This is a genomic window from Amycolatopsis sp. WGS_07, assembly GCF_045278895.1.
GTDB lineage: Bacteria > Actinomycetota > Actinomycetes > Mycobacteriales > Pseudonocardiaceae > Amycolatopsis.
Genome location: NZ_CP136053.1, coordinates 3,941,397 through 3,965,205, shown reverse-complemented (window position 1 = coordinate 3,965,205; position 23,809 = coordinate 3,941,397). Strand labels below are relative to the sequence as shown.

Annotated in this window: 26 protein-coding genes; 11 read left to right on the top strand and 15 right to left on the bottom strand. The window is 69.8% G+C overall.

Annotated features, from left to right (window positions below):
* Positions 1-29 precede the first annotated feature (29 nt).
* The 3 genes from RPX00_RS19000 to RPX00_RS18990 are packed head-to-tail and all read left to right on the top strand — an operon-like array spanning position 30 to position 2,992.
* Positions 30-1,331 carry a magnesium transporter MgtE N-terminal domain-containing protein gene (locus RPX00_RS19000; RefSeq protein WP_406641074.1) on the top strand — a complete coding sequence of 434 codons (1,302 nt, stop codon included), beginning with the start codon at positions 30-32 and terminating at the stop codon, positions 1,329-1,331.
* Positions 1,324-1,821: a DUF1003 domain-containing protein gene (locus RPX00_RS18995; RefSeq protein ID WP_406641072.1), complete on the top strand. Its 498-nt coding sequence runs from the start codon at positions 1,324-1,326 to the stop codon at positions 1,819-1,821. The genes RPX00_RS19000 and RPX00_RS18995 overlap by 8 nt, the downstream gene beginning before the upstream one ends.
* A gap of 25 nt (positions 1,822-1,846) precedes the next feature.
* Positions 1,847-2,992, top strand: coding sequence for an Mrp/NBP35 family ATP-binding protein (locus RPX00_RS18990; RefSeq protein WP_406641070.1), 1,146 nt, complete (start codon positions 1,847-1,849; stop codon positions 2,990-2,992).
* A gap of 55 nt (positions 2,993-3,047) precedes the next feature.
* Here RPX00_RS18990 and RPX00_RS18985 read toward each other — a convergent pair whose 3' ends face one another.
* From RPX00_RS18985 to sigE, 5 genes are all read right to left on the bottom strand, one after another.
* Entirely contained in the window at positions 3,048-3,542 is a 495-nt protein-coding gene (locus tag RPX00_RS18985) for a hypothetical protein (RefSeq protein ID WP_406641068.1), read from the bottom strand.
* Positions 3,543-3,626: 84 nt separating this feature from the next.
* Entirely contained in the window at positions 3,627-4,046 is a 420-nt protein-coding gene (gene tatB, locus RPX00_RS18980; protein WP_406641066.1) for a Sec-independent protein translocase protein TatB, read from the bottom strand.
* A gap of 111 nt (positions 4,047-4,157) precedes the next feature.
* Positions 4,158-5,687 carry a S1C family serine protease gene (locus tag RPX00_RS18975; protein WP_406641064.1) on the bottom strand — a complete coding sequence of 510 codons (1,530 nt, stop codon included), beginning with the start codon at positions 5,685-5,687 and terminating at the stop codon, positions 4,158-4,160.
* A 756-nt stretch (positions 5,688-6,443) separates the two neighbouring features.
* Positions 6,444-7,118 carry an anti-sigma factor family protein gene (locus RPX00_RS18970; RefSeq protein WP_406641062.1) on the bottom strand — a complete coding sequence of 225 codons (675 nt, stop codon included), beginning with the start codon at positions 7,116-7,118 and terminating at the stop codon, positions 6,444-6,446.
* The gene (gene sigE / locus RPX00_RS18965; protein WP_037353366.1) at positions 7,115-7,729 is read right to left on the bottom strand and encodes an RNA polymerase sigma factor SigE; all 615 of its coding nucleotides are present in this window, start codon (positions 7,727-7,729) and stop codon (positions 7,115-7,117) included. Before sigE ends, RPX00_RS18970 begins: the two co-directional genes overlap by 4 nt.
* 225 nt (positions 7,730-7,954) lie before the next feature.
* On the opposite strand from sigE, the gene RPX00_RS18960 reads away from it, so the two are divergent.
* Entirely contained in the window at positions 7,955-8,611 is a 657-nt protein-coding gene (locus tag RPX00_RS18960) for an O-methyltransferase (protein ID WP_406641060.1), read from the top strand.
* A gap of 4 nt (positions 8,612-8,615) precedes the next feature.
* Here the strand turns inward: RPX00_RS18960 and RPX00_RS18955 are convergent, their stop codons facing one another.
* Positions 8,616-9,806 carry an MFS transporter gene (locus RPX00_RS18955; RefSeq protein WP_406641058.1) on the bottom strand — a complete coding sequence of 397 codons (1,191 nt, stop codon included), beginning with the start codon at positions 9,804-9,806 and terminating at the stop codon, positions 8,616-8,618.
* Positions 9,807-9,868: 62 nt separating this feature from the next.
* On the opposite strand from RPX00_RS18955, the gene RPX00_RS18950 reads away from it, so the two are divergent.
* Together RPX00_RS18950 and map are read left to right on the top strand one after the other, a co-directional pair.
* The gene (locus RPX00_RS18950) at positions 9,869-10,765 is read left to right on the top strand and encodes a LysR family transcriptional regulator (RefSeq protein WP_406641056.1); all 897 of its coding nucleotides are present in this window, start codon (positions 9,869-9,871) and stop codon (positions 10,763-10,765) included.
* A gap of 82 nt (positions 10,766-10,847) precedes the next feature.
* A complete protein-coding gene (gene map / locus RPX00_RS18945; RefSeq protein ID WP_406641054.1) occupies positions 10,848-11,636 on the top strand; it encodes a type I methionyl aminopeptidase in 789 nt (262 codons plus the stop codon).
* On the opposite strand, the gene RPX00_RS18940 is transcribed toward map, so the two are convergent.
* Together RPX00_RS18940 and RPX00_RS18935 are read right to left on the bottom strand one after the other, a co-directional pair.
* Positions 11,633-13,072: a leucyl aminopeptidase family protein gene (locus tag RPX00_RS18940; RefSeq protein WP_406641052.1), complete on the bottom strand. Its 1,440-nt coding sequence runs from the start codon at positions 13,070-13,072 to the stop codon at positions 11,633-11,635. The genes map and RPX00_RS18940 overlap by 4 nt on opposite strands.
* Positions 13,073-13,160: 88 nt before the next feature.
* Positions 13,161-13,328, bottom strand: a complete 168-nt coding sequence (locus RPX00_RS18935; RefSeq protein ID WP_005155393.1) for a DUF3117 domain-containing protein — start codon at positions 13,326-13,328, stop codon at positions 13,161-13,163.
* A 201-nt stretch (positions 13,329-13,529) separates the two neighbouring features.
* Between RPX00_RS18935 and RPX00_RS18930 the strand changes: the two genes are divergently transcribed.
* Entirely contained in the window at positions 13,530-14,324 is a 795-nt protein-coding gene (locus RPX00_RS18930) for an enoyl-CoA hydratase-related protein (RefSeq protein WP_406641050.1), read from the top strand.
* A gap of 229 nt (positions 14,325-14,553) precedes the next feature.
* Here RPX00_RS18930 and RPX00_RS18925 read toward each other — a convergent pair whose 3' ends face one another.
* From RPX00_RS18925 to RPX00_RS18905, 5 genes are read right to left on the bottom strand one after another with little or no spacing between them, the layout of a single operon-like run.
* Positions 14,554-15,120 carry a DNA-3-methyladenine glycosylase I gene (locus tag RPX00_RS18925; protein ID WP_406641048.1) on the bottom strand — a complete coding sequence of 189 codons (567 nt, stop codon included), beginning with the start codon at positions 15,118-15,120 and terminating at the stop codon, positions 14,554-14,556.
* Complete coding sequence (locus RPX00_RS18920) at positions 15,117-15,572, bottom strand: SRPBCC family protein (RefSeq protein ID WP_406641046.1); 456 nt, start codon at positions 15,570-15,572, stop codon at positions 15,117-15,119. Before RPX00_RS18920 ends, RPX00_RS18925 begins: the two co-directional genes overlap by 4 nt.
* Positions 15,565-15,894: a DivIVA domain-containing protein gene (locus RPX00_RS18915; RefSeq protein WP_406641044.1), complete on the bottom strand. Its 330-nt coding sequence runs from the start codon at positions 15,892-15,894 to the stop codon at positions 15,565-15,567. Before RPX00_RS18915 ends, RPX00_RS18920 begins: the two co-directional genes overlap by 8 nt.
* Positions 15,891-16,571 (bottom strand): permease prefix domain 1-containing protein, encoded by a 681-nt coding sequence (locus RPX00_RS18910; RefSeq protein ID WP_406641042.1) that lies wholly within the window; start codon positions 16,569-16,571, stop codon positions 15,891-15,893. Before RPX00_RS18910 ends, RPX00_RS18915 begins: the two co-directional genes overlap by 4 nt.
* Positions 16,572-16,579: 8 nt before the next feature.
* On the bottom strand, positions 16,580-16,897 hold the full coding sequence (locus RPX00_RS18905; protein WP_378300460.1) for a helix-turn-helix transcriptional regulator: 318 nt from the start codon (positions 16,895-16,897) through the stop codon (positions 16,580-16,582).
* A gap of 140 nt (positions 16,898-17,037) precedes the next feature.
* On the opposite strand from RPX00_RS18905, the gene RPX00_RS18900 reads away from it, so the two are divergent.
* From RPX00_RS18900 to cydC, 4 genes are read left to right on the top strand one after another with little or no spacing between them, the layout of a single operon-like run.
* Positions 17,038-18,192: a cytochrome ubiquinol oxidase subunit I gene (locus RPX00_RS18900; protein ID WP_406641040.1), complete on the top strand. Its 1,155-nt coding sequence runs from the start codon at positions 17,038-17,040 to the stop codon at positions 18,190-18,192.
* A gap of 3 nt (positions 18,193-18,195) precedes the next feature.
* Entirely contained in the window at positions 18,196-19,173 is a 978-nt protein-coding gene (locus RPX00_RS18895; RefSeq protein WP_406641038.1) for a cytochrome d ubiquinol oxidase subunit II, read from the top strand.
* A 12-nt stretch (positions 19,174-19,185) separates the two neighbouring features.
* Positions 19,186-20,685: a thiol reductant ABC exporter subunit CydD gene (cydD, locus tag RPX00_RS18890; protein WP_406641036.1), complete on the top strand. Its 1,500-nt coding sequence runs from the start codon at positions 19,186-19,188 to the stop codon at positions 20,683-20,685.
* Positions 20,682-22,202 carry a thiol reductant ABC exporter subunit CydC gene (gene cydC, locus RPX00_RS18885; RefSeq protein ID WP_406641033.1) on the top strand — a complete coding sequence of 507 codons (1,521 nt, stop codon included), beginning with the start codon at positions 20,682-20,684 and terminating at the stop codon, positions 22,200-22,202. The genes cydD and cydC overlap by 4 nt, the downstream gene beginning before the upstream one ends.
* Here cydC and RPX00_RS18880 read toward each other — a convergent pair.
* Together RPX00_RS18880 and RPX00_RS18875 are read right to left on the bottom strand one after the other, a co-directional pair.
* Positions 22,186-22,779 carry a hypothetical protein gene (locus RPX00_RS18880; protein ID WP_406641031.1) on the bottom strand — a complete coding sequence of 198 codons (594 nt, stop codon included), beginning with the start codon at positions 22,777-22,779 and terminating at the stop codon, positions 22,186-22,188. The two genes, cydC and RPX00_RS18880, sit on opposite strands and share 17 nt — an antisense overlap.
* Positions 22,780-22,870: 91 nt before the next feature.
* On the bottom strand, positions 22,871-23,776 hold the full coding sequence (locus tag RPX00_RS18875) for a glucosyl-3-phosphoglycerate synthase (protein ID WP_406641030.1): 906 nt from the start codon (positions 23,774-23,776) through the stop codon (positions 22,871-22,873).
* Positions 23,777-23,809: the final 33 nt, after the last annotated feature.

Below are 23,809 nucleotides of genomic sequence, written 5' to 3'. Positions count from 1 at the left end.
CTCGGGCGCCAGCCGATAGTGTCGGCGGCATGGCAGGCACAAACCGGGTTTACGCGGCTCAGCTCGCGGGTCTGCCGGTGTTCGGGCCCGACGGGGAATCGATCGGCAAGGTCCGCGACGTCGTCGCCGGGCTGCGGCTCGACCAGCAGCCGCCGCGGATCCTCGGCATGGTCGTGGAGCTGGCGACCCGGCGCCGGGTGTTCGTGCCCATGCTGCGGGTCACCTCGATCGAACCGAACGCCGTGACGCTGGCCACGGGCTCGGTCAACATGCGGCATTTCCACCAGCGGCCCAACGAGGTGCTGGTGTGCGGTCAGCTCCTCGACGCGCACGCCACGCTCACCGGCGCGGAAACCCGGGTGACCGTGGTCGACGCGGCGATGGAGCCGACCCGCACCCGGGACTGGGTGCTGGCGAAGCTCGCCGTCCGCGAGCGGTCGACCCGGCTGGCGCTGGGCAGGCGGCGCACCGCGATGCAGGTGCTGCCGTGGAACGAGGTCGCCGGGCTCGGGCTCACCGACCTCGCGGGGCAGCCGCAAGGCGCGGGCCAGCTGCTGATGCTGTTCGACACGATGCGCGCGGTCGACGTCGCCGCGACCCTGCGCGACCTGCCGATCAAGCGCAGGCACGAGGTCGCCGACGCGATGGACGACGAGCGGCTCGCGGACGTCATCGAGGAACTGCCCGAGGACGACCAGAAGGAACTGCTGGCCTACCTCGCCGAGGAACGCGCCGCGGACATCCTCGAGGCGATGAACCCGGACGACGCGGCCGACCTGCTCGCCGAACTCGCGCCCGCCGAGCAGAGCAGGCTGCTGGAACTGATGGAGCCGGAGGAATCCGCGCCGGTCAAACGGCTGCTGGCGTACTCGTCGGACACCGCGGGCGGCCTGATGACGCCGGAACCGGTGGTGCTGACGCCGGACGCGACGATCGCCGAGGCACTGGCGCACATCCGCAACGCCGAACTCCCGGCCGCGCTCGCCAGCATGGTGTTCGTGTGCCGCCCGCCGACCGAAACGCCGACCGGCCGGTTCGTCGGCGTCGTGCACTTCCAGCGGCTGCTGCGCGAACCGCCCGCCGAACTGGTGGCCAGCGCCGTGGACACCGACCTCACCGCACTGCGCCCGGAGGCGACGCTCGCCGAGGTCACCCGGTATTTCGCGGCGTACAACCTGGCCTGCGGCCCGGTCGTCGACGCCGAGGACCACCTGCTCGGCGCCGTCACCGTCGACGACGTGCTCGACCATCTGCTGCCCGACGACTGGCGCGAAACCGGACTGCACGACGTGACCGACGGCGCCGATCTCCAGGAGGCCGAACGTGGCTGAACTCAGGACCGGCCGCAGGCTCGACCAGCCGCGCGGCCAGGCCCGCCTGCGGCTGAACATCGACCCGGACACCTTCGGCCGGTTCACCGAACGGATCGCGCGGTTCCTCGGCACCGGGAAGTACCTGTTCTGGCAGACGCTCATCGTGGTCGTCTGGATCGTGCTGAACCTGGCCGCGGTGTCGCTGCGCTGGGACCCGTACCCGTTCATCCTGCTCAACCTGGCCTTCTCGACGCAGGCCGCGTACGCCGCGCCGCTGATCCTGCTCGCGCAGAACCGGCAGGACGACCGGGACCGGGTGTCGCTGGAGGAGGACCGCACGCGCGCCGCCCAGACCAAGGCGGACACCGAGTACCTCGCCCGCGAACTGGCGGCGCTGCGGCTGGCGATCGGCGAGGTCGCGACCCGCGACTACCTGCGCAGCGAACTCGACCGGCTGCGCGATGATCTTGACCTGGACTCCAAGCCACGCAAGGCGAAGCAAGGCTGAACCGGGCAGTACGTACGATGGAAGCGTGACTGGTACACAGCAGCTCCCCAGCGTCGACGACGTCCGCACCGCGCTGAAGGACGTGTACGACCCGGAAATCAAAAAACCGATCACCGACCTCGGCATGGTCAAGGACGTGGCGGTCGGCGACGACGGGGTGGTCGACGTCGGGATTTACCTCACGGTCGCGGGCTGTCCGCTGAAGGCGACGCTCACCGCGGACACGAAGAAGGCCGTCTCGAAGCTCCCCGGCGTCGCCGACGTGCGGGTCGAGCTGGACGTGATGAGCGACGAGCAGCGCACTGAGCTGCGCAAATCGCTGCGCGGCGACGCGGCGGAGCCGGTGATCCCGTTCGCGCAGCCGGGTTCGATGACGCGGGTCTACTGCGTCGCGTCCGGCAAGGGCGGCGTGGGCAAATCGTCGGTGACGGTGAACCTGGCCGTGGCGATGGCCGAGCGCGGGCTGTCGGTCGGCGTGGTGGACGCGGACATCTACGGCCACTCGGTGCCGCGCATGCTGGGCGCGCGCGAGAAGCCGACCAAGGTCGACACGATGATCATGCCGCCGCAGGCGCACGGCGTGAAGGTCATCTCGATCGGCATGTTCACCCCGGGCAACACCCCGGTGGTGTGGCGCGGCCCGATGCTGCACCGCGCGCTCCAGCAATTCCTCGCCGACGTGTTCTGGGGCGACCTGGACATCCTGCTGCTGGACCTGCCGCCGGGCACCGGCGACATCGCGATTTCGGTGGCACAGCTGATCCCGAACGCGGAAATCCTCGTGGTGACCACGCCGCAGCAGGCCGCCGCCGAGGTGGCCGAGCGCGCGGGCGCGATCGCGATGCAGACGCGGCAGCGCGTGGCGGGCGTCATCGAGAACATGTCGTGGCTGGAGACGCCGACCGGCGAGCGCATCGAGGTCTTCGGCGCGGGCGGCGGCCAGACGGTGGCGGATTCGCTGTCGAAGTCGGTCGGCTCCACGGTGCCGCTGCTGGGCCAGGTCCCGCTGGACCCGCGCCTGCGCGAACAGGGCGACGAGGGCACGCCGATCGTGCTGGCCGAACCGGACGCGCCGGCGTCGCTGGTGCTGAAGGACGCGGCGAAGCAGCTGTCGGTCCGGGCGCGCGGGCTGGCCGGGATGATGCTCAACGTCAGCCCCGCCGGTCGCTGATCCTCAGCACAAGAGGCGTGCACCCTTCGCCGGGTGCACGCCTCTTTTACTGGTCTCAGGAAGCGTGCACCGTCACCAGAAGGGCACCGGCCTCGCGCAGCGTCACCTTGGTGTCGCCCGGCTTCGTGACCGTCCAGTCGATGCCCTCGGGCTCCTTCGCGGAGACGTCGGCCGACTTGTCCGGCAGGCCCTCGACGTCGATGTTCTGCGACTTGTCCGAGGTCACCTTGATCTTCACCTTGTTGCCGACCTTGACGTCGACGACGCCGGCCGGCGGAGTGACCTTCCCGCCCTGGTAGGAGACGTTGACCAGCACGTCAACGCCCGCCTCGCCGGTCTCCGCGCCACGCTTCACGTTCGGCTGCTCGCCGGTGGCCCCGCCGTTTCCGGGAGCGCTCGACGGAGCGGCCGACGACGACATCGCCGGTGCGGGCACCGAGGTGTAGGTGGCGGGCGCCTTGGTGCTCGGCTCGTCGTCGGCACTGCACCCGGCGACGGCGAAGGCGGCCGCCGCGATCGTTCCGGCCAGCGCAGCCGCACGGCGTGACATATCGGGAACCTCCAGGGTCGATTGAGCTGATGCCCCGAGGCTACCCAGCCTGATCAGTACCGTCGCGCGCTGGTCGGGCGAGGGTCAGGTGGCGTCCGGGTCCACCGGCGGGCGCTCGCCCGGCTTCAGCGGCTCCGGCTGCGGGATCGCGGTCTGCGGTTTGATCGTCGGCGTGCCGCTGGAGCCGTTGGACCCGTTGAGGTCGTTCTTGTACCCGTTCAGCCCGAGCGGGTCGGAATCGCCGTCGAACAGATGCTGCGTGACGACCCGTTTCGGATCGAGATTGCGCAGGCCGCGGAGGTCTTCGAGGGGTTTGCGGAGCTGGTCGAACTCCGGCCCCATCTCCTCGCGCAACTGCTCGCGCGCACCGGTCGCGAAGTCGCGTGCTTTGCGGACGCTCTTCGCCATCCAGGCCGCCGCTTCGGGCAGCCGCTCGGGTCCGAGGATGAAAAGCCCCGCGATGATGATCACGAGGATCTCGCCCCAGCCGACACTGTCGAACACCCGTGAAACCTCCGCTCGGTGCTGCCCCGCCCAAGACTACCCGGGCCGTTTCGCGTCCCGGCAGGCCCGAATGTCGCACAGCGGCTTAAGAACGGATGTCAGGGGCGAATGTCAGTCCGACCCGAGCGTGACGTCCACCACCAGCAGCGCGCCGTCGCGGGCGAGCTGTACCGGGATCACCTGGCCAGGATCGTGGCTGCGCACCGCGACGGTCAGCTCGGCGGAGTCGCGCACGACGTGGTCGCCGATCTTGGTGATCACGTCGCCCTCCTTGATCCCGGCGGACGCGGCGGGCCCGTTCGGCGCGACGTTGCGCACCTGCGCGCCCATCGTGGACGAGCCGGCGACCGTCGAGGCCGCGTTGATCCCGATGTCGGCGTGCTTGACCTTGCCGTCCTTGATCAGCGCCTTGGCGATCTTGATGGCGTAGTCGCTGGGGATGGCGAAGCCGATGCCGATGCTGCCGCCGTCGGAGCTGGACGAGCGGATGGCCGAGTTGATCCCGACCAGCGCCCCGGTCGAGTCGACGAGCGCGCCGCCGGAGTTGCCGTGGTTGATCGCGGCGTCGGTCTGGATGGCCGAGTAGGTGACCGGGGCCGCGCCGTTGTCGCCGCCCGCGGTGACCGGCCGGTCGAGCGCGCTGACGATGCCCGAGGTGATCGAGTTCTGCAGCGCCAGCGGCGAGCCGACGGCGATCACCGCGTCCCCGACCTGCAGATCGGACGACTTCCCGATCTGCATGACCACCGGGTTCGTCACGTTGACCTTCACCACGGCGAGGTCGGTCTTCTGATCCGCGCCGACGACCTTGGCCTCGGTGCGGGTCCCGTCGTTGAACACCGCGGTGATCTTCGTGGCCTTGTCGCCGACCGCGGTCGAGACCACGTGCTCGTTCGTGAGGATGTACCCCTGCGGGTCGATGACCACGCCGGAGCCCTGTTCGCCGCTGTCCGCCCCCGGCTTCACGACCTCGAGCGAAACCACCGCGGGAGCCACCCGGTGCGCGATGTCCGCGAGCGACCCCGGCGGCCGCTCCTTGGCCGCCTCCGCCTCGGAAATCGTGGCGCTCCCCGTCAACGAGGACCCGGTGTCCGCGACCCACCAGCCGACGAGCCCGCCAACCGCCCCGATCAGCAGAGCCACGACGCCGAGCATGGCCAACGCCTTCGGCTGCACCCGCCGCCCGAACAACACCTCAGGCAGGCTCAACCGCGCGCCGCTAGGCAGCTTCGGCTTCTCCGCCTCGTCGTCCTCCGGCACCACCGCGGGCCCAGCCAGCACCGCCCCAGCCGCCGGATCCCGCCACGGATCGCTGGTATCAGTCCACAGCGGATCTTCCGCGGCGCCGTTCTCCCCGGAAGCCTCCAGCGGCCGCTGCAACCGGACGCCCTCGGCCCCCGCGGGCCTGCTGAACGCCTCCGCCAGCGACTCCGGCGTAGGCGGCGCGAGACTGAGCTTCTGCCCATTCCCGTTGGGCACCGGGGTGTAAAGCTTGTCGAACGCCCCCTCGACCCCGTGCGGACGCCCAAAGACAGCCGCCTGCTGCTGATCCACCGCAGGCCGCTCAAGCGGCCGAGGCCCCAACCGGTCCGTACCGACGGCACCGGACTGGTCAGGATTCGAGTTCGGCTGGTCGGTCATCATTCCCCGGAGACGGTTCAGTTGCGGCTGAGAGTCGACGATACCCAAGCCTCAACGGAATTGTGCCCAGACCACAGTGAAATGCCTGTTGCCTAGCCCGCGCCCACGTCCGCGAGAGGCCCCTTCACGCACTCCGAGCCCCATGCCAGGGACTTCAGCTGCGTGGCCCCACGCCTGCTGGACCATCCACAAAGGACGCCAGAACCGCCGAATTGCCCGATTTATGCCTATATGACCGTATCCGAAGGTCCGTGAGGGGCACCCTGAGGGAATCAGAGTCCGTGAAGGTTCCCCTCACAGACGCCCCCAGCCCCGCTCCCGCCGCCCACCGGCCCCGCCAAGAACCGCACCGGCCCTGGCCAGCCCCTTCGACTTGGGCAGATGAGCCTCAACCGCACCCATAGCGCCGCCCCAACTCCCTGGCACTGCACTGAGATTCCCTCAAGGGCACCTTCACGACCCGCCCCGCTCGCCGGAATGCGCCCCAATGTGGCATTGGGTGCATCCCACGCACCCAACGCCACATTGGGGCGCTAGCCCCACCCCACCAAGAACCGCCGCCGATGCACCCAACCAGCGAGGCACCCACCCCACCCCCAACCCCGATACGAAGCCAAAACACGGCGCGGGGGTGCTTGTCAAGGCATCTTTCCCGCCTTGACAAGCACCCCCGCGCCGTAGTCACACTGAAACTTCGGGGTGCCCCACGCAACAACCGGCCCGCAATGTCGCCGCCAGGCGACGAGCCCAGCCGCCCTACCGAGCAGCCACAGCCTCCCCAACCCCACCCGGCACCTCATCAGGCACCTCAGCCCGAGAAGAAACCGGCGAGGACGACGTCTGCGGCACATTCATCTTCGCAGGCAACAAGTTCGCATTAGGCGTCAACCCAGGCCCATTCCCGCCGGTCGACCCCTCCCCGCTATCCGCCGACGTCCCGACGAGTGCGAGCGCGCTCAGCACGAGCCCGGACACCACGACCCCTGCCCCTTGCGCCGCCCTTTTCCGGCTGAACGCGAACCGTCCGCCGCCGAGCACGTTCGCTGACTGCCCGAGCGGCGCCGTTGTTCCCAACGGCGCGGCACCCCCGAGCACCCCCGCATCGCGCAGCCCAGCCACCCGGTCCGGCCGCTGGATCGCCACCAGCTGACCGTCCGCGGTCACCGCGAGGTTGTCCGGCGAACCGGGCAGGTCAGTGTGTTCCGGAATGGACCGCAAGCTGGCCAGGAACCCCGCCGACATCGACGGCGCGCCAGCGTCCTTGACCGCCGCGACTGCCTGCCGCTGCGAGGTCACCTCGGCCGCGCAGTCCGGGCAGCGCGCGAGGTGCGCGAGGGCCCGGTCGTGCGCGACGGGCGTCAGCTCGCCGTCGACCAGTGCGACTACCGCGTCGGGCATGAGGTGGGATTCGGCGAAACGCCAGCCGCTCATACGGACACCTTCGCAGATTCCTCCCGGGTCGCGCGACGGCGCTCGAGCGACGCGCGCAGCGCCGAGCGGCCGCGGTGGATGCGGCTGCGCACGGTGCCGAGCTTGACGCCCAGCGTCGCGCCGATCTCCTCGTACGACAGTCCTTCCACGTCGCACAGCACGACCGCGGCCCGGAACTCCGGGGGCAGCTCGTCGAGCGCCTCCTGCAGGTCCGGGTCCAGGTGGGTGTCGCTGTAGTGCTGCTCCGGGCTCGGGTCGTCGCCGACGATCCGGTCGGTGTCCTCGGGCAGTCCCTCCATGCGCACGCGCGAGCGGCGGCGCGCCATGTCGAGGAACAGGTTCGTGGTGATCCGGTGCAGCCAGCCCTCGAAGGTGCCGGGCTTGTAGGACGCCAGCGACCGGAAGACGCGGATGAACGTCTCCTGGGTCAGGTCCTCGGCGTCGTGCGTGTTGCCGGTGAGGCGGTAGGCGAGCCGGTAGACGCGGTCGGCGTGTTCGCGCACGACCTCGTCCCACGAGGGCGGCGTCCAGGCCGCCTCGGCTGCGTCCACGGTCACCGGAGCGGCCTCCGGCAGTTCGGCGTTCTGCATCAGGGGAGCAGGCACCTCCATCTGGGTCAACTCCTCTTCACCTCTGCCAACGCGGGCCGGGCACACGGTGTTCCCGTGCGGTTGAGACTCAGTCTGTCGGCCTTCCTTATGGAACTCATGAGACCGATCTGAGAGCAGCCTGAGAAGTTGGCCTTTACCCGGTTTTCGGGGGCTTAACCGGGGCCGGAAGGCGCTTACCAGGGAGCCTTCTGCTGATTTATCGACAACCAGCGCTAACCTTCGCGCGTGAGTTCGGGGACAGAGGCGGCGGCCGAGACCGGGGCGGTCGGCGCCGAGCAGGTCGACGGGTACCTGCCCGACGACGACGTGCTGGCCGCCGCGCGGCTGCGCGGGGCCGACCTCGGGTGCGCCCCGCTGGCCCCCGGAGCAGGGACGACGCTGCGGTTCCTCGCCGCGACCGTCGCCGCCAGGGCAGTCGTGGAGGTCGGCACCGGATCCGGCGTGAGCGGGCTGTACCTGCTGCGCGGGATGGCCGCCGACGGCGTGCTGACCTCGATCGACGTCGAACCGGAGTACCAGCGGGCGGCGCGCAAGACGTTCCTCGAAGCGGGCTACCCGCCGGGCCGGATGCGGCTCATCGTCGGCCGCGCGCTGGACGTGCTGCCGCGCCTCACGCCGGGCGGCTACGACCTGGTGTTCGTCGACGCCGCGCGGATCGAGTACCCCGGCTACTACGAACAGGGCGTGGCCCTGCTGCGCCGCGGCGGGGTGATCGTGTTCCACCAGGTCCTCGCGGGCGGACGGCTCACCGACCCGGCCCGGCGCGACCCGGAGACGATGGCGCTGCGCGAGGTCGCCCGTGCCGTCCGCGAGGACGAACGACTGATCCCGGCACTGCTGCCGGTCGGCGGCGGGCTGCTGGTGGCCACGGCCTGCTCGTGAGCGATCAGCTGCTCACCAGCACCCGCTTCTCGCTCCGGACCCGCGTCCCCATCGCCACCGCCGCCACGGCCAGCCCCAGCCACACCACGACGGCCACGATCAGCCAGCTCCACCCGTCCCGGCCGTAGACCACGCTGCCTACGCCGCCGCCGATGCTGCTGCCCAGGTAGTACATGAGCATGTACAGCCCGCCGACCTGGCCGCGCGCGTTCTCCGGGGCCTCGGCCGCGGCCCAGCTGTTCGCGATCGAGTGCGCGGCGAAGAACGCCGTCGTCAGGACGAGGAAGCCGACGACGATCAGCGGCAGCGAGTCCGGGATCGTCAGCAGCGCGCCGACCGCGGTGAGCACCAGCACCCCGACCAGCGCCCGCCGACGGCCCAGCCGCGCGGACAGCCGGTTGGCGGTGGCCGACGAAACCGAGCCCAGCGCGTACGACACGAACACCAGCGACGCGATCGCCGGCGACAGGTTCAGCGGCGAGCCGGTCAGCCGGAACCCGGCCGCGTTGTACAGCGCGACGAACGACCCCATGGCCAGCAGCGCGACGGCATACTGCACGAGCAGCACCGGCCGCCGCACCGCGGTCAGCAGGCCGGTGCCGATGTCGCGAAGGCCTTGCCGCTCCCCCGTCCTGACCGGTGAAGGCGGCAGCATCACCACCGTCACGACCGCGCAGACCAGCGAAAGCCCAGCCACCACGTACAACGCGCCGTGCCAGCCGAGCGGACCGGCGGTGAACCCGGTAGCCAGCCGTCCGGTCATGCCGCCGATCGTGTTGCCCGCGATCATCGCCCCGACCGCGGCCGCGACGCCGGTCTTCCCGAGCCGTTCCACGAGGTAAGCCGTGGCCACGCCGGGGAAGCCCGCGATCGCGACGCCCTGCACCGCGCGCAGCACGAGCATCAGCGAGTAGTCCGGCACCAGCGGCAGCAGCAGCCCGAGCACGGACGAAATCACGACGGACGCGATGATCACCGGCCGCCGCCCGACCACCTCGGACAGCGCGGCGATGGGCAGCACGGAAATCGCCAGCGCGCCGGTCGCCACGCTCACCGTGAGCGCCGCGCCGCCGGGGTCGAGGTGGTACTGCCCGGCGAGCTGCGGAAGCACCGCTTGCGGGGCGTAGAGCAGGGCGAACGACGTGAATCCCGCGGCGGCGACCGCGACCTTGACCCGACGGGCGGAGGAGAGCATGCCCCGAAAGTAAGCTTCGCTAATCAATACGTCTAATACGTTGATCTGCCATCATTCATACCGTGCCGAATGAGAGCCTCACGGCGCAGCTCGTCCCGCACCTGTCTCTGCTGGCCACGCTGCGGAACACCGGAAGCGTCACCCGCACCGCCGAAATCCTCGGCGTGCCGCAACCCACAGTCAGCAGGCGGCTGGCCGCGCTGGGACACGCCCTCGGCGCGCCGCTGACCGTGCCCGACGGCCGGGGCGTCCGGCTCACCCGCGCCGCCGAACTGCTGGCCGACGCGGCGGAACGCGCGCTGCCCGTCGTCGACGCCGGGGTCCGGCTCGCTCGCGAGGAGATCGAACCGGCGAGCGGCCGCGTCGTGCTCGGGTTTCTGCACCTGCTCGGCCGGTCGCTGGTGCCGGGTTTGCTGCGCGCGTATCGCGAGCAGGCCCCGTCCGCGCGGTTCACCCTCGTGCAGGGCTCACTGCAGGACATGGTCGACCGGCTCGTGTCCGGGGAACTTGATCTCGCCGTCCTCGCCCCGGTCGTCGAGCACGACCGGCTGGAGACGGTCGTGCTCGACAAACAGCCGATCCACCTTTCCGTGCCCGCCGGACATCGGCTGGCCGGGCGGCGCAGCGTGCGGGTGGCGGAGCTGGCCGACGAGCCGTTCGTGCTCCTCGAACACGGCTACGGCCTGCGCCGGATCACCGACGACCTCTGCGCCGCCGCCGGTTTCACCCCGAAAGTCGCCTTCGAGGGCCAGGAATCCGACACCGTCCGCGGGCTCGTCGGAGCCGGCCTTGGCGTGGCGCTGCTGCCGCGGTTCGAGCCCGGCTCCCCGGCCGGTGTCGCGGAAGTGCCGCTGCACCCGCCGGTCCATCGGACGATCGGGCTCGCCTGGCGCGCCGGCGAACCGCTTTCGCCCGCGGTCCAGGCATTCCGGGACCACGTGCTCGGCATGACGGACTAGCGACCGGGGTGGTATTTCTATCCCGGTACCGTGCTAGCGTTTCCGGTATAGAAATACCGGAACCTGAGGACGCGAGGTAGTCGTGATCGAGCTGAAGACGCCTGCGGAGATCGACCGCATGCACGTGACCGGGCGGTTCATCGCCGAGGTGCTGACCGAGGTCGGCAAGCTCGCCGACGTCGGCGTCAACCTGCTGGACCTGGAGCACCACGTGCGCGGCATGATCAAGCGGCGCGGGGCCGTCTCGTGCTACTGGGACTACGCGCCGTCGTTCGGCGAAGGCCCGTTCCGCAACGTCATCTGCCTGTCGGTCAACGACGCCGTCCTGCACGGCCTGCCGCACGACTACACCCTGCGCGACGGCGACGTGCTCACCGCGGACATCGCGGTCACCATCGACGGCTGGGCGGCCGATTCGGCGCGCACGGTCATCGTCGGCACGCCCGCCGAGGAGGACCGGCGGATCATCCGGGCCACCGAGGAAGCGCTCGAAGCCGCGATCGAGGCCTCGCGCGCGGGCAACCGGCTCGGCGACATCTCGGCCGCGATCGAGGCGGTCGCGACCGGGTACGGCTATCCGGTCAACACCGAGTTCGGCGGGCACGGCATCGGCCGCACCATGCACGGCGACCCGCACGTGTCCAACCGCGGCAAGGCGGGCCGCGGCATGAAGCTCAAGCCGGGACTGACGCTCGCGCTGGAACCGTGGCTCGCGCGGACGACCGACAAGATCGTCTACGACCCCGACGGCTGGACCATCCGCTCCGCCGACGGCTCGCGCACCGCGCACTCCGAGCACACGGTGGCGATCACCGACGGCGACCCGATCGTGCTGACCCGGCGCGAGGAAGAGCTGGCCGGGAAGAACTAGCCCTCGTACGAGGCCGCGAATTCCACCAGGGTCCGCGCCGCGAATCCGGACGCGCCGGGCACGACGTCGTCGTACGTTTTGTCCGCGCGCGCCGGGCCCGCGATGTCCAGGTGCGCCCACGGCAGGCCCGCCGTGAACTCCCGCAGGAACAGCGCGGCCATGATGCCGCCCGGTCCGCCGGGAGCCTGCTGGATGTCGCCGAGTTCGCCTTCGATGCCCACGGCGTAGTCCTCGACCAGCGGCATCCGCCACCACGCCTCGCCGGCGCGGGCACCCGCCTCGACGATCCGCGCGGCGAGGTCGTCGTCGGTCGCGAAGACGCCGCCGGTGCGCAGGCCGAGCGACACCTTCATCGCGCCGGTCAGGGTGGCCGCGTCGACGATCAGGTCTGGTTTGAACTGGGAGATTCCGTACGCGAGCGCGTCGGCCATCACCATCCGGCCCTCGGCGTCGGTGTTGCCGATCTCGGTGGTCTGGCCGCCGTAGTGGCGCACGATGTCGCCGGGCCGGTACGAGCCGCCGGACACGTGGTTCTCCGCCGCGGGCACGAGCGCGGTGACGCGCACCGGCAGCTTCAGCTCCCCGATCGCGCGCATCGCGGCGATCACGGCCGCGCCGCCCGCCATGTCGGTGCGCATCAGGTGCATGCCGTCGGCGGGCTTCAGCGAAAGGCCGCCGGTGTCGAAGGTGATTCCCTTGCCCACGAACAGCAGGTGCTTCTTCGCGCCGCGCGGGCGGTGCGTCATCTCGATCAAGCGCGGCGGCGAAGCCGAACCGCTGCCGACCGCGAGCACTCCGCCGAACCCCTTGTCGGCGAGCCACTTCTCGTCTCGCACTGTCACGTCGACAGTGCCGCCCAGCACCTTCGACGCAGTGTTGGCCAGCCACGCCGGGTTCTTCACGTTCGACGGCGCGTTCGCGAGATCCCGCGTAAAGGCCGCAGCCGCCGCGAGAACGCGTACGCGCGCCACTGCGTCTGCGTACGCGGGCACAGCGCGCTCGTGCGCGGCAACCAGGCGTACGGCGGGCACTGGCGGCTTCGGCTCTGTCGTGGTGACCACGAACCGGTAGCCGCCCAGCGACAGTCCGACCGCCAATTCCGCCGTATGTTCCGCTGTTGCCTCTTCGGGCAGTACGACCTGGACTGTCCGGATCGGACGGTTCTCCGCCGCTTCGCGCAACGCACGCGCCAACGCGGCACCGGTCCGTCGAAAGTCCTTCGGCTCGCCTTCGCCGATGCCGGCGACCCAGCGCGGACCGTCGCCGTTCTCGGGCACTTCGCGCACTTCGGCGGTGCGTCCGCTCGACCCGTACGCTGCGCCTTCCTCCGCTTCGGCCGGCGCGATCAGCACTGCCAGCGGGAGTCCGCGGCGGGTCGCGGCGACGACCTCGATTTCGGGCAGCTTCGTGGGAACGGGTGGTAGCGAGTTACGCACAGCGAGCAACCTTAGGGCGCAGACGAACCGACCCCGGCCTCCGAACGGAGACCGGGGTGCACAGTGGACAGAGCGGGGAGAGCGCAGGTCAGCCAGTGACCTCCTGCAGCGCAGCGCCGAGGTCCTTCGCTTCCTCCGCGGAGAGTTCGACGACCAGCCGGCCGCCACCCTCCAGTGGCACCCGCATGACGAGGCCCCGCCCCTCCTTGGTCACTTCGAGGGGACCATCTCCGGTCCGGGGCTTCATGGCCGCCATAGCGTGCTCCCTCCGTCTCAACCGGCGCGCCCGGGTCGCGCACTCCCATGCCAGCCGGGTCTCGCCCCCATTGTCCCTCATCAGCGCCCGGGCGCGAACGCGGACCGATCATTTGCCGCCGCATCGGTGCTGGTATGCCGCCCGCCGGGGGTGCGAGACTCAGTCCCGAGAACCCGAGCCGCCGCTTCAGAGGAGCATTTCGTGACCACATCCGACGTCCTGTTGACCGCCGATGCCGACGGCGTTCGCACGCTGACGCTCAACCGGCCGGAGGCGTACAACTCGCTGACGGTCGAGCTGAAGGAGCGCCTGATCGCCGAGCTGAGCGCGGCCGCCGAGGACCCGGACGTCCGCGCGGTCGTGCTGACCGGCACCGGCAAGGCGTTCTGCGCCGGACAGGACCTGAAGGAGCACGTCGGCCTGCTGCAGGCCAACGACCCCGCCCCGCTGCACACGGTGAGCGACCACTACAACCCGATCGTCAAGGCGATCACCGGCATGGCGAAGCCGGTCATCGCGGCGGTGAACGGCACCGCGGCGGGCGCTGGGGCGGCCTTCGCGTATGCCAGTGACCTGCGGATCGCGGCTGAGTCGTCGTCGTTCTTGATGGCGTTCGCGAACGTCGGCCTCGGGCCCGACTCGGGGGCGTCGTGGACGCTGCAGAGGTTGATCGGGTACGGGCGGGCTGCTGAGCTGATGTTGATGGCTCGGACGGTCGATTCGGCGGAGGCGTTGCGGATCGGGCTCGTCGGGGAAGTTGTGCCGGACGAGGAGCTGGCGGCTCGGGCGCAGAAGGTGGCGGCGAAGCTCGCGGCTGGGCCTACGGTGGCTTACGCGAAGATCAAGAGCGTGTTGGGGGTTGCCGCGGAGTCTTCGCTGGAGGAGGCGTTGGCGGCGGAGGACGCGGCGCAGACTGCGTTGGGGGCTACTGCGGATCATACGGAGGCGGTGGAGGCGTTTGTGGGGAAGCGGAAGCCTCGTTTTCAAGGGAAGTAAGCCGCGCGTGGGGCACCCCGAAGCTTGAGTGTGACTACGGTCTGGGGCTGCTTGTCAAGGCGGGAAAGATGCCTTGACAAGCAGCCCCAGACCGTGTTTTGGCTTCGTATCGGGGTGCGGGGGTGGTGTGGGTGCCTCGCTGGGTGGGTGCAGCGGTGGCGGGTTTGAGGCGGGCCGTGAAGGACTCCTTGAGGGAATCTAAGTCCGTGAAGGGGCCCATCACGGGCGGTTAGCGGGTGGCGCGGAAGCATCCCTTCACGTGGTCGTCGACCATGCCGGTGGCCTGCATCAGGGCGTAGCAGGTGGTGGGGCCTAGGAAGGCGAAGCCGCGTTTCTTCAGGTCTTTCGCCATGGCCTTTGACTCGTCGGTGATCGCGGGGACGTCGGCCATCGTGCGGGGGCGGCGGTGTTTGGCTGGGGCGAAGGACCACAGCAGTTTGTCCAGCGGGATGTCCAGGTCGCTTACCGCACGGGCGTTCTTCACCGCGGCTTCGATTTTCGCGCGGTTGCGGACGATCCCGGCGTCCTGCATCAGGCGTTCGACGTCCTTCTCGCCGAAGCGCGCGACCTTCTCCGGGATGAAGCCGCGGAAGGCTTTGCGGAAGTTCTCGCGTTTGCGCAGGATGGTGATCCAGGACAGTCCGGACTGGAACGACTCCAGGCACAGCCGTTCGTACAGTTCGGCCTCGCCGTGCAGCGGGACGCCCCACTCCTCGTCGTGGTACGCCGCGTAGTCCGGGGCTGAGTTGCCCCAGCTGCAGCGGGCGATTCCGTCCTCGCCCAGCAGTTCCGTCATTGTTCCCCCATTGAATAGTTCTCCGCGAACCTCGCGAACTGGCGCAGCGAATGCCGTACGCCCAGTGCGAACGCCGGGCGCGCCAGTGGCCAGCCCGCGCGGCCTAGCAGGCCGAACGGCAGTTTGAGGTGTTCGGCCCAGACGAAGGTGCAGTGGCCCGCGCCCTTCGCCAGCACCTGGAACATCCCGGTTCCTTGCACCAGGCTGCCGAGGTGGCGCACCGTGCAGCGCAGCGGCGGTTCCCAGGCGGTGATCTCCATGGTGTCGGTGAAGCCGATGCCCGCGAACCCGGTGAAGGCGGCGAGCTTCGAGCCGACGCTGCGGCCGTTGCCCTCGACGACCCGCACCGACGTGCCCAGCATCCACTCGCCCTGGCGGGCCCAGTCGGTGAGGGCGAGCCAGGTCGTGCCCGCCGGTGCCGCGACGTCGACCGACAGCACCAGGTCACTCACCCGTCGGCCTCCGGTGCGCCGCCTCGCGCGGCTGCTGCGCGGCCTCGAGCCGGGCGATCCGTTCGCGCAGTTCGTCCAGTTCCACGCCGGTCCTGCGCAGCACCCAGTCCACTTCGGACATCTTGTAGCCGCGAAACACCAGCTGGAAGCGTACCTGGCGGACGTCCTCGCCGGTGATGTCCTCGGCGGGCAGGCGGGTGGGCGAGCTGCCCGGCGGCAGCGGCGCCAGTTCCTCGCCCCGGCCGAACACCACAGCGGCCAGCAGGAACACCACGGCGGCCACCAGCAGCATGACTACGAGGTAGATCAGCGCGGTCGTCACGCGACGATCGTGGCACACCGTCCCCAGGAACGTCGCGCTAGCACGACAAGTCGGAAGGACAAAACCACCCACGAGACCATCAGCAGCCCGCACGGTCCGCTGAGGAACAGCCGCGCGGCGTCGACCACTCCGGTCGCTCCGATCAGCAGCAGCACCGAAAACAGGTTGAGGCCCACCGCGATCGCGCCGAGCACGCGGCAGACACTGGCCGTGCGCACGCCGTCGAAGCGGCGGCTCAGCCATCGTGTGCACAGCAGCGCGAGGAGGCCGACCACGGGCACGGCGTAGATCCCGGCGTGGGTGAACTGCGTGATGAACAGGTACCAGCTGGGATTCGGCGTGGTCAGCCGGTCCCAGGAGCCGTAGGTCAACAGGCGCGCCGCCTGCCACGATGCCTGCATCGCCGGTACGCCGAGCACGAGCAGCCACAGCGTCCGCACTCCGTTGTGTGTGCTCAGTTCCGCTTGGTAGTCGGCGGCGATCTCGCGGACCTGACCGAAATCCGCTACCGCGCGGCGTTGCGCTTCCGTCTCGCTCCAGCCGCCCGCGCGGTACGCCTCTGCCGCGTCGTGCAGACCGTCGCGGGCTTCGGCGAGCAGGTCCGCCTTCGGGCGGCGGCGGCCGACCAGCGTGCGGTCCAGTTCGGCCAGGTAGCCGTCGATGGGACTTCTCGTCATGGCTCTAGTCATGCTTCCAGGACTCCGCCGATCACCGTGGTGAACTCCCGCCACTGCGCCCGTTCCGCGGCCAGTGCCTGCTGTCCGGCGCGAGTGAGGCGGTAGGTGCGGCGCTTGCGGCCGGACACCACGTCCCATTCGCTGGCCAGCCAGCCGGCGCGCTCGAGCCGGCGCAACGCCGGGTACACCGTGCCGGTGGGCAGGTCGAGCGCCCCGTCGCTGCGCAGCGCCAGCGCCTCGATGATCGCGTAGCCGTGCAGCTTGCGGCCGTCGAGGACGGCCAGCAGCAACGCGTCGAGGTGACCGCGCAACGTATCCGCTTTCATAGGTGGGCAGTCTACTCATCTTGACCTTGGCAGGCTAATCCCTGGCCGCCGGAGAACCGTCCGGGAAAAACCCTGAGATCACCCCGATCTCATGGGTTTGCTCGCTACATGTAGCCGCACTACGTATAGGCTCCGTCGGCATGGACCCACTGCCGATCGCGAGACTCCAGTTCGCGACCACCACCTCGATCCACTTCCTGTTCGTGTTGCTCACCCTGGGCCTGGTGACCATGGTGGCGATCATGCAGACCCGCGCGACGATCCGCGGCGGGGAGCAGTTCTCCAGGATGACCGCGTTCTGGGGCCGGTTGTACGTGGTCAACTACGCACTCGGAATAGTCACCGGAATCGTGATGGAATTCCAGTTCGGGATGACCTGGACCGGGCTTTCCGCGTTCGCCGGGGACGTTTTCGGCGCGCCGCTCGCGATCGAGACGCTGGTGGCGTTCTTCCTGGAATCGACGTTCCTCGGAGTGTGGATCTTCGGCCGGGGCCGGATGAACAAATGGCTCCATCTGGCGGTGTTGTGGCTGGTCACGCTCACCGCGTACGCCTCGGCGTTGTTCATCATGGTCGCCAACTCGTACCTGCAGAACCCGGTGGGTTCGCGGCTGGAGAACGGCGTGCTGCGCCTGGACGACTTCGGTGCGTTGTTCGCCAATCCGGCGCTGGTCGCGTCGCTGCCGCATGTGCTCGGGGCTGCGCTGCTGACCGGCGGGTTCTTCGTGTCCGGGGTCAGCGCGTACCACTTCCTCAAGCGCACCAGCGAGATCGACTTCTTCCGCCGGTCGCTGCGGATCGGAGTCGTGACGTCACTGATCGGCAGCGTGCTGGTGATCCAGGCCGGGTTCGCGCAGTTCGGGAAGGTCGCCGGGTACCAGCCGGACAAGTTCGGCGCCGCGGTCGGGCTGCCGCTCGGGATGATGATCATGGTCGGCTTCTTCACGTTCTTCGCAGCGCTGATCGGCACCCTGCTGTTGTTCCGCGACCTGCTGCTGCGAGCGCGGCCGCTGCTTCTGCTGATGGTGCCGGGAATCGCGTTGCCGTTCGTCGCCGCGATCCTGGGCTGGCTGGTCCGCGAGATCGGCCGCCAGCCGTGGCTGGTGCAGGGGAAGCTGCGCACCGCGGACGCGGTCGCCGGGGTCAGCGGCGGGCAGATCCTGTTCTCCTTCATCGCTTTCACGCTGTTGTTCGTGGTGCTGGCGATCGCCGACTGGGTGCTGCTCGCCCGGATCGCCAAACGCGGCCCGGCGGCCGCGGCGGAAACCGAACTTCCCGTCCTGAGTGGAGTGTGACCCGTGGTGACGATCTGGTGGGGTGTGCTCGGTTTGCTGCTGGGCGGCTACTTCGCGCTGGCCGGCTACGACTACGGCATCGGGATGCTGCTTCCCGCGCTGTCCCGCGACGAGGCTGGGCAACGGCGGGTGCTCGGCGCGGTCGGGCCGTTCTTCCTGGCCAACGAGGTGTGGCTGATCGCGGCGGTCGGCGTGCTGTTCGGTGCGTTCCCGCATCTGGAAGGGCGGGTGTTCGCCGGGGCTTACGTGCTGGTTGTGCTGTTGCTGCTGGGACTAGTCACGTTCACCGCGGCGGTTCAGCTGCGGAGCCGGCATCCGGAGGGCGGCCGGCGAGGGTGGACGTTCGCCATTACCGCGGGCGCGTTGGTCACGGCGGTCTCGTGGGGATTGTTCCTCGGCAACCTCGTGCGTGGGCTTCCGCTGGATGCGCAAGGTCATCCAGTAGACGACGTTCTGGCGCTGTTCAATCCGTACGCGGTGCTGTGGGGGCTCGGGTTTGTCGCGCTGTTCTGCTTGCAGGGGCTGGTTTTCCTCTCCGTGCGCGGTCCGGCGGAGATCGCTGGGCGGGTACGACGGCTCACTCGCTCGTTCCTCGCCCCGGTCGGATTCTTCCTGGTGATAGCTACAGCGTGGGGTGCCTTCTCCGCTACTTCCTGGGCAGCGCTTGTGGTCGTCGCCATCGCGTTCGCGGCTTACCTGACCGTCCTTTTCGGACTCCGGCGGCCACGGTTGGCGCTGCCCGCCGCGATGCTCCTGACCGCCAGTCCGGCGCTGTTGGTCGGCGTGCTGCGGTACCCGGTCGTTCTGTCGTCCACCTCCGGCTATCAGTTGACCGTCGAACAGGCCGCGACCACTCCGGATATGGCAGCGGTGCTCGGCTGGTTCGCGGCACCCGCGCTGCTCGTGCTGATCGCCGTGCAGTGGTTGACCTGGCGAGCACATCGGCGTCCGGTCGACGAGAAATCGTTGCTGCACTTCTGAAGGAGTCTCGTCATGCCCGCTCTGCCTGGTCTCCGCGGTTACCTCGCAGCGCTCGCCGTGCTAGGCGTCGTCACCGCTGTCACCGTGCTCGTCCAGGCGGACGGGCTGGCGACGCTCCTCACCGGCGGCGGCGTGTCGGTCGCGCTGCTCGTCGCCGTCGGTGCGCGGATTCTGCTCACCTTCGCGCACGGCGTGCTTACCAGTCGCTTCGCGACTTCGGCGCAAGCGGGCCTGCGCCGCCGGTTGCTCGACGCCACCGACGACCCCGGCGTGACCGCCACTCGCATCACCAAGGGCGTAGACGCCACCGCGACCTACTTCACGGGCTACCTACCCGCGATGGTCCTGTCAGTGCTCGTGCCGATCGCTGTATTGGCAAGGCTTTTCACCGCAGATCTGACTTCCGCGTTGATCGTGACCGCGACCGTCCCGTTGATCCCGCTCTTCGGCGCACTGATCGGCGCACACACCAAAGCTCGTACACAGTGGACGCTGCTAACGCGACTGGGCGGACACTTCCTCGACGTAGTCCGAGGTTTACCGACGCTCAAACTGTTCGGCCGCGCACAAGCGCAAGTCCGCGTCGTACGGGAAATGGCCGACGCGCATGCCGACGCCACCATCCGGACACTGAAAGTCGCCTTCCTCTCCGCGCTGGTGCTCGAACTCGTCGCGACTCTGTCGATCGCACTCGTCGCCGTACCGATCGGGTTCCGGCTGCTGTCCGGCTCGATGACCGCGCACACCGCGATGCTGATCCTGGTCCTCGCCCCGGAGGCATACCTGCCGTTACGCGCCGCCGGAGCGAAGTTCCACGCCGCTACCGAAGGGCTCACCGCGTTGAAGGAAATCCTTTCCACACCGACAGCAGTTCGCCGGTCCGGCACGAAGACGCGTCGGCTCGGTCCGCCGGAAGTGGTGTTCGACCGCGTTTCCGTGCACTACGGCGAAACCCGCGCACTGTCCGAAGTAGACCTGACGATCCGCCCCGGCGAACACCTCGCACTGGTCGGGCCGAGCGGGTCCGGCAAGTCCACCTTTCTCGCAGTACTGCTGGGTTTCGTCGCACCGACGCGCGGCCGAGTGCTGGTGGACGGCGTCGATCTCCAACAACTCGACCACTCCTCCTGGCTGCGCGACACCGCCTGGCTGCCACAACGTCCGACGCTGTTCCGGGGAACGCTCAAGGAAAACACCGCCGGTCGCCGCGTCGACGACATCGTCACCGACCTCCCCGACGGTTACGCGACGCAGATCGGCGAACTGGGTGCCGGACTGTCCGCCGGGCAACGGCAACGCGTCGGCCTTGCCCGCGCCTTGTCCCGCAGTGACGCCGGACTCGTCCTGCTGGACGAACCCACCGCCCGCCTCGACGCGCGAACGGAAGCGACCGTACTGGCAGGAACAAAGGAACTGCTCCCCGGACGCACCGCCGTCCTGGTCGCCCACCGACCGGCACTGGTCGCACTCGCGTCGCGGACGGTCGAACTCAACCACGGGGTGACGGTATGAAACTCGTCCGCGCAACTCTGCTCGCCGTCGGTGCCGAACTAGCCGGGCTCGGGCTGACCGGCACCGCCGCGTGGCTGCTCATGCGCGCCGCCGAGCAACCGCCACTCGCCGCGCTCACCCTCGCGATCGTCGCCGTGCGAGTCTTCGCGCTGGCGCGCGGCGGTCTCCGTTACGCGGAACGCCTTGCCGGGCATGACGTTGTCCTCCGCTACCTCGGCTCGCTGCGGACGCGGGTGTACCAATCCCTCCTCCCCCGCCGGGTCGCCGAACACTCGGGCGCGGACCTGGTCACCCGCCTAGTGTCCGATGTGGACGCCGTGCAGGACGCCATCCTCCGGCTCGCGCTACCGGCCGTCGTCGCCGGAACCGTCGGTCTCGGCGTGGTGGTGTTCGCCGGACTGGTCAGCCTTCCGCTCGCCGGAATCGTCCTCATTGGACTACTCGCCACCGCCGCGCTATTGATCAGCCGACGAAAAGCCAAGCCACAACAGGAACTAGCCGAACGCACAGTGGAACTCGTCCGCGGCCGCGACGAATTGATCGCCTACGGCTGGGAACAACGAGAAAAAGACCGCGCCACCGCAGTAGTAGACGAACTAGCCGCAGACTCCCGGCGCACCGGCGTCCGGCTCGCCCTCCGCACGGCCGCCGGAATGACCGTGCAGTTCGCGACCACCGCCGCGGTCGCGCTGCTCAGCCCGGCGAGCATCCCGGTCACCGCCGCCCTCACCCTGACCACGATGGCGCTGTTCGAGCTGGCCCTTCCGCTCATCCCCGCCGCCGAGCGGATCCCCGAAATCCGGGCGTCGCTGAGCCGCGTACGCGCTGTCCTCGCCGCACCAGCATCCGTCCCGGAACCAACCCCAGGCCCGGGACATTTCCGGCTGGCCAACGTCGGCGTGCGCCATCGCGGCCGCCGGGCCGCGCTCGAAGGCATCGACCTCGACCTGCCGCCCGGCACCCGGCTGGGCATCCTCGGCCCGTCCGGCGCCGGAAAGACGACCCTGCTGCACGTCCTGCTCGGCTTCGTCTCCCCCACGTCCGGCTCGATCACCGTCGACGGCCGTCCAATCGAAGGGCCGCACCCCGCCGTGATCTCCGGCGCGCTCGCCGACGCACACGTCTTCGCCACGACTGTCCGCGAGAACCTGCTGCTGGCCAACCCGGAAGCCACCGACGACGACCTGCGCGCCGCCTGCGAAACCGCCGGCTTCGACCTCCCGCTGGACCGGGACACCGGCCAAGACGGCGACGCCCTGTCCGGCGGTCAGCGGCAACGGTTGATCCTCGCCCGCGCCGTCCTCGCCGCCCCACCGGTCCTGGTCCTCGACGAACCGGTGGAGGGCCTCGACCCGGCGCACGGCGACGAAGTGCTGGCCAGAGTCCTGGCGAAGGCGAAGGGAACCGTGGTGCTGGTGACCCACCGGCCGGAGCACGTCGCCGGGTTCGACCAGGTACTCGCCCTGGAAGACGGGCGGTCAGCAGCGCACCACGCCGCGCTCACCGTTCCCGGGTGAGCTGGATCGGCGGGTCCATCGGATCGAGGTGGAACAGGTCGCGGGCGTCGACGTGCGGCTGCGAGTCCGGCGAACCGCGGAAAAGCGCGACGACGACGTTAGTGAGCCGGACCCGTCCGCCGCCGAGGTTGGTGATCCCCTTCGGCGCGTCGAGACCGGCCAGCCACTCGGCCTGCACCGGGTCCATCGTGGCGGTGTAGGTCCCGGTCCGGCCGGAGCGGATTTCGCGGTCGGCCAGGACATCGCCCCAGCGGGCGAGCGAGAGGATCTCGTCGATCGCGAGCCGGATCTCGTCGCTTCCCCCGTAATCCAGCGGCGTGTACCCGGCCTGGCGGGCGATTCCGCCGCGCCAGTAGCTGGAGTCGTCGCCGGGAACGCTGCGGTAGAACGTCTGCCACGCGGGACGCCGGTGGTAAGGATGCGGAGACAGCTCGGCCCAGCCGATCGGGAACCCCTCCCGGCTGCCGTCGTCGGCGTAGAGCCGCACGGTCTTGCGGTCCGGCTGCCGCAGAACCAGGCCACGCAGTTTCACCCGGTTCGCGGTCCCGGCATCCAGCTGGTCTCTGGCCACGTTCATCGCCCCCGCGCGTCGAATCGGATCGGCCCCGGAACGTAGCGCGCGCCGATGACATCTCAATGAAACCGCTCTGTCCGATGTGGACAGAGCGTCAGTGCTGCCGGGCGGCCAGCACCTCCCGCATCGGCGGCCGGTCCGCCACCGGCACCTCCGTCACGTCCGGCACCCATTCCCCGGACACCTGCACGAACTGCGTGAACCGCGCCGCCTCCGCGCTCGGCAGGCCGCAGCGGGCCAGCGCCGTGCCGAGGATCTGCCGGGCCATCACGCCGAGCTGCAGCAGCGACCGGTTGCGGTGTTTGCGCACGCCGAGGTTGACCTGCGCGAGCCCGTCGAGGCCGTAGCGCTCCTCGGCGTCCAGCAGCAGGCCGATCTCCACGCCGTACCCGCCGGCGAACGGCACCGACTCCAGGAACTCGCGCGTGCCCGCGTACTCGCCGCCCAGCGGCTGCACCAGCTCCCCCAGCGCCGGGCGCAGCGCGGACAGCACCGGCCGCGCCAGCAGCTCGGTCACCCGCCCGCCGCCGGTGCTCTCCAGCCGCAGCGGACGGCGGTAGAAGCCCTTCACCAGGTGCACGCCGTCCTCGGTGAGCAGCGGCCCGAGCAGCGACGGCACGAACGCCGGGTCCGGGTCGACCAGGTCGGAGTCGAGGAACACCACCACGTCGCCGGTCGTCGCGGCGAGCGAACGCCACAGCACCTCGCCCTTGCCCGGCCGCGGCGCCAGCTCCGGCACGACGTCCTCGCGGCGCACCACCCGCGCCCCGGCGGCCGCGGCGACCTCGACCGTCGCGTCCGTGGAGCCGGAGTCGACGACCACCAGCTCGTCGACCACTCCGCCGAGCAGCGGGCGCACCGAAGCGACCACGGTGCCGACCGTCTCCTCCTCGTCCAGCGCGGGCAGCACGACCGACACCGTCCGGCCGCGTTTGGCGGCGAGGATGTCCGCGACGCTCCACGCCGGCTCCTGCCAGGTGCGACGGTCAAACCAGCTCATGGGGGCGATCGTGCCATGCTGGAACCGGTGACC

Coding starts and splice junctions, on each gene's coding strand:
- RPX00_RS19000 (WP_406641074.1), top strand. CDS start 30: ATGGCAGGCACAAACCGGGTTTACGCGGCTCAGCTCGCGGGTCTGCCG.
- RPX00_RS18985 (WP_406641068.1), bottom strand. CDS start 3,542: ATGTCACGCCGTGCGGCTGCGCTGGCCGGAACGATCGCGGCGGCCGCC.
- RPX00_RS18975 (WP_406641064.1), bottom strand. CDS start 5,687: ATGACCGACCAGCCGAACTCGAATCCTGACCAGTCCGGTGCCGTCGGT.
- RPX00_RS18970 (WP_406641062.1), bottom strand. CDS start 7,118: ATGAGCGGCTGGCGTTTCGCCGAATCCCACCTCATGCCCGACGCGGTA.
- sigE (WP_037353366.1), bottom strand. CDS start 7,729: ATGGAGGTGCCTGCTCCCCTGATGCAGAACGCCGAACTGCCGGAGGCC.
- RPX00_RS18955 (WP_406641058.1), bottom strand. CDS start 9,806: ATGCTCTCCTCCGCCCGTCGGGTCAAGGTCGCGGTCGCCGCCGCGGGA.
- RPX00_RS18935 (WP_005155393.1), bottom strand. CDS start 13,328: ATGGCGGCCATGAAGCCCCGGACCGGAGATGGTCCCCTCGAAGTGACC.
- RPX00_RS18925 (WP_406641048.1), bottom strand. CDS start 15,120: ATGACGGAACTGCTGGGCGAGGACGGAATCGCCCGCTGCAGCTGGGGC.
- RPX00_RS18910 (WP_406641042.1), bottom strand. CDS start 16,571: ATGACGAGAAGTCCCATCGACGGCTACCTGGCCGAACTGGACCGCACG.
- RPX00_RS18905 (WP_378300460.1), bottom strand. CDS start 16,897: ATGAAAGCGGATACGTTGCGCGGTCACCTCGACGCGTTGCTGCTGGCC.
- RPX00_RS18900 (WP_406641040.1), top strand. CDS start 17,038: ATGGACCCACTGCCGATCGCGAGACTCCAGTTCGCGACCACCACCTCG.
- cydD (WP_406641036.1), top strand. CDS start 19,186: ATGCCCGCTCTGCCTGGTCTCCGCGGTTACCTCGCAGCGCTCGCCGTG.
- cydC (WP_406641033.1), top strand. CDS start 20,682: ATGAAACTCGTCCGCGCAACTCTGCTCGCCGTCGGTGCCGAACTAGCC.
- RPX00_RS18880 (WP_406641031.1), bottom strand. CDS start 22,779: ATGAACGTGGCCAGAGACCAGCTGGATGCCGGGACCGCGAACCGGGTG.
- RPX00_RS18875 (WP_406641030.1), bottom strand. CDS start 23,776: ATGAGCTGGTTTGACCGTCGCACCTGGCAGGAGCCGGCGTGGAGCGTC.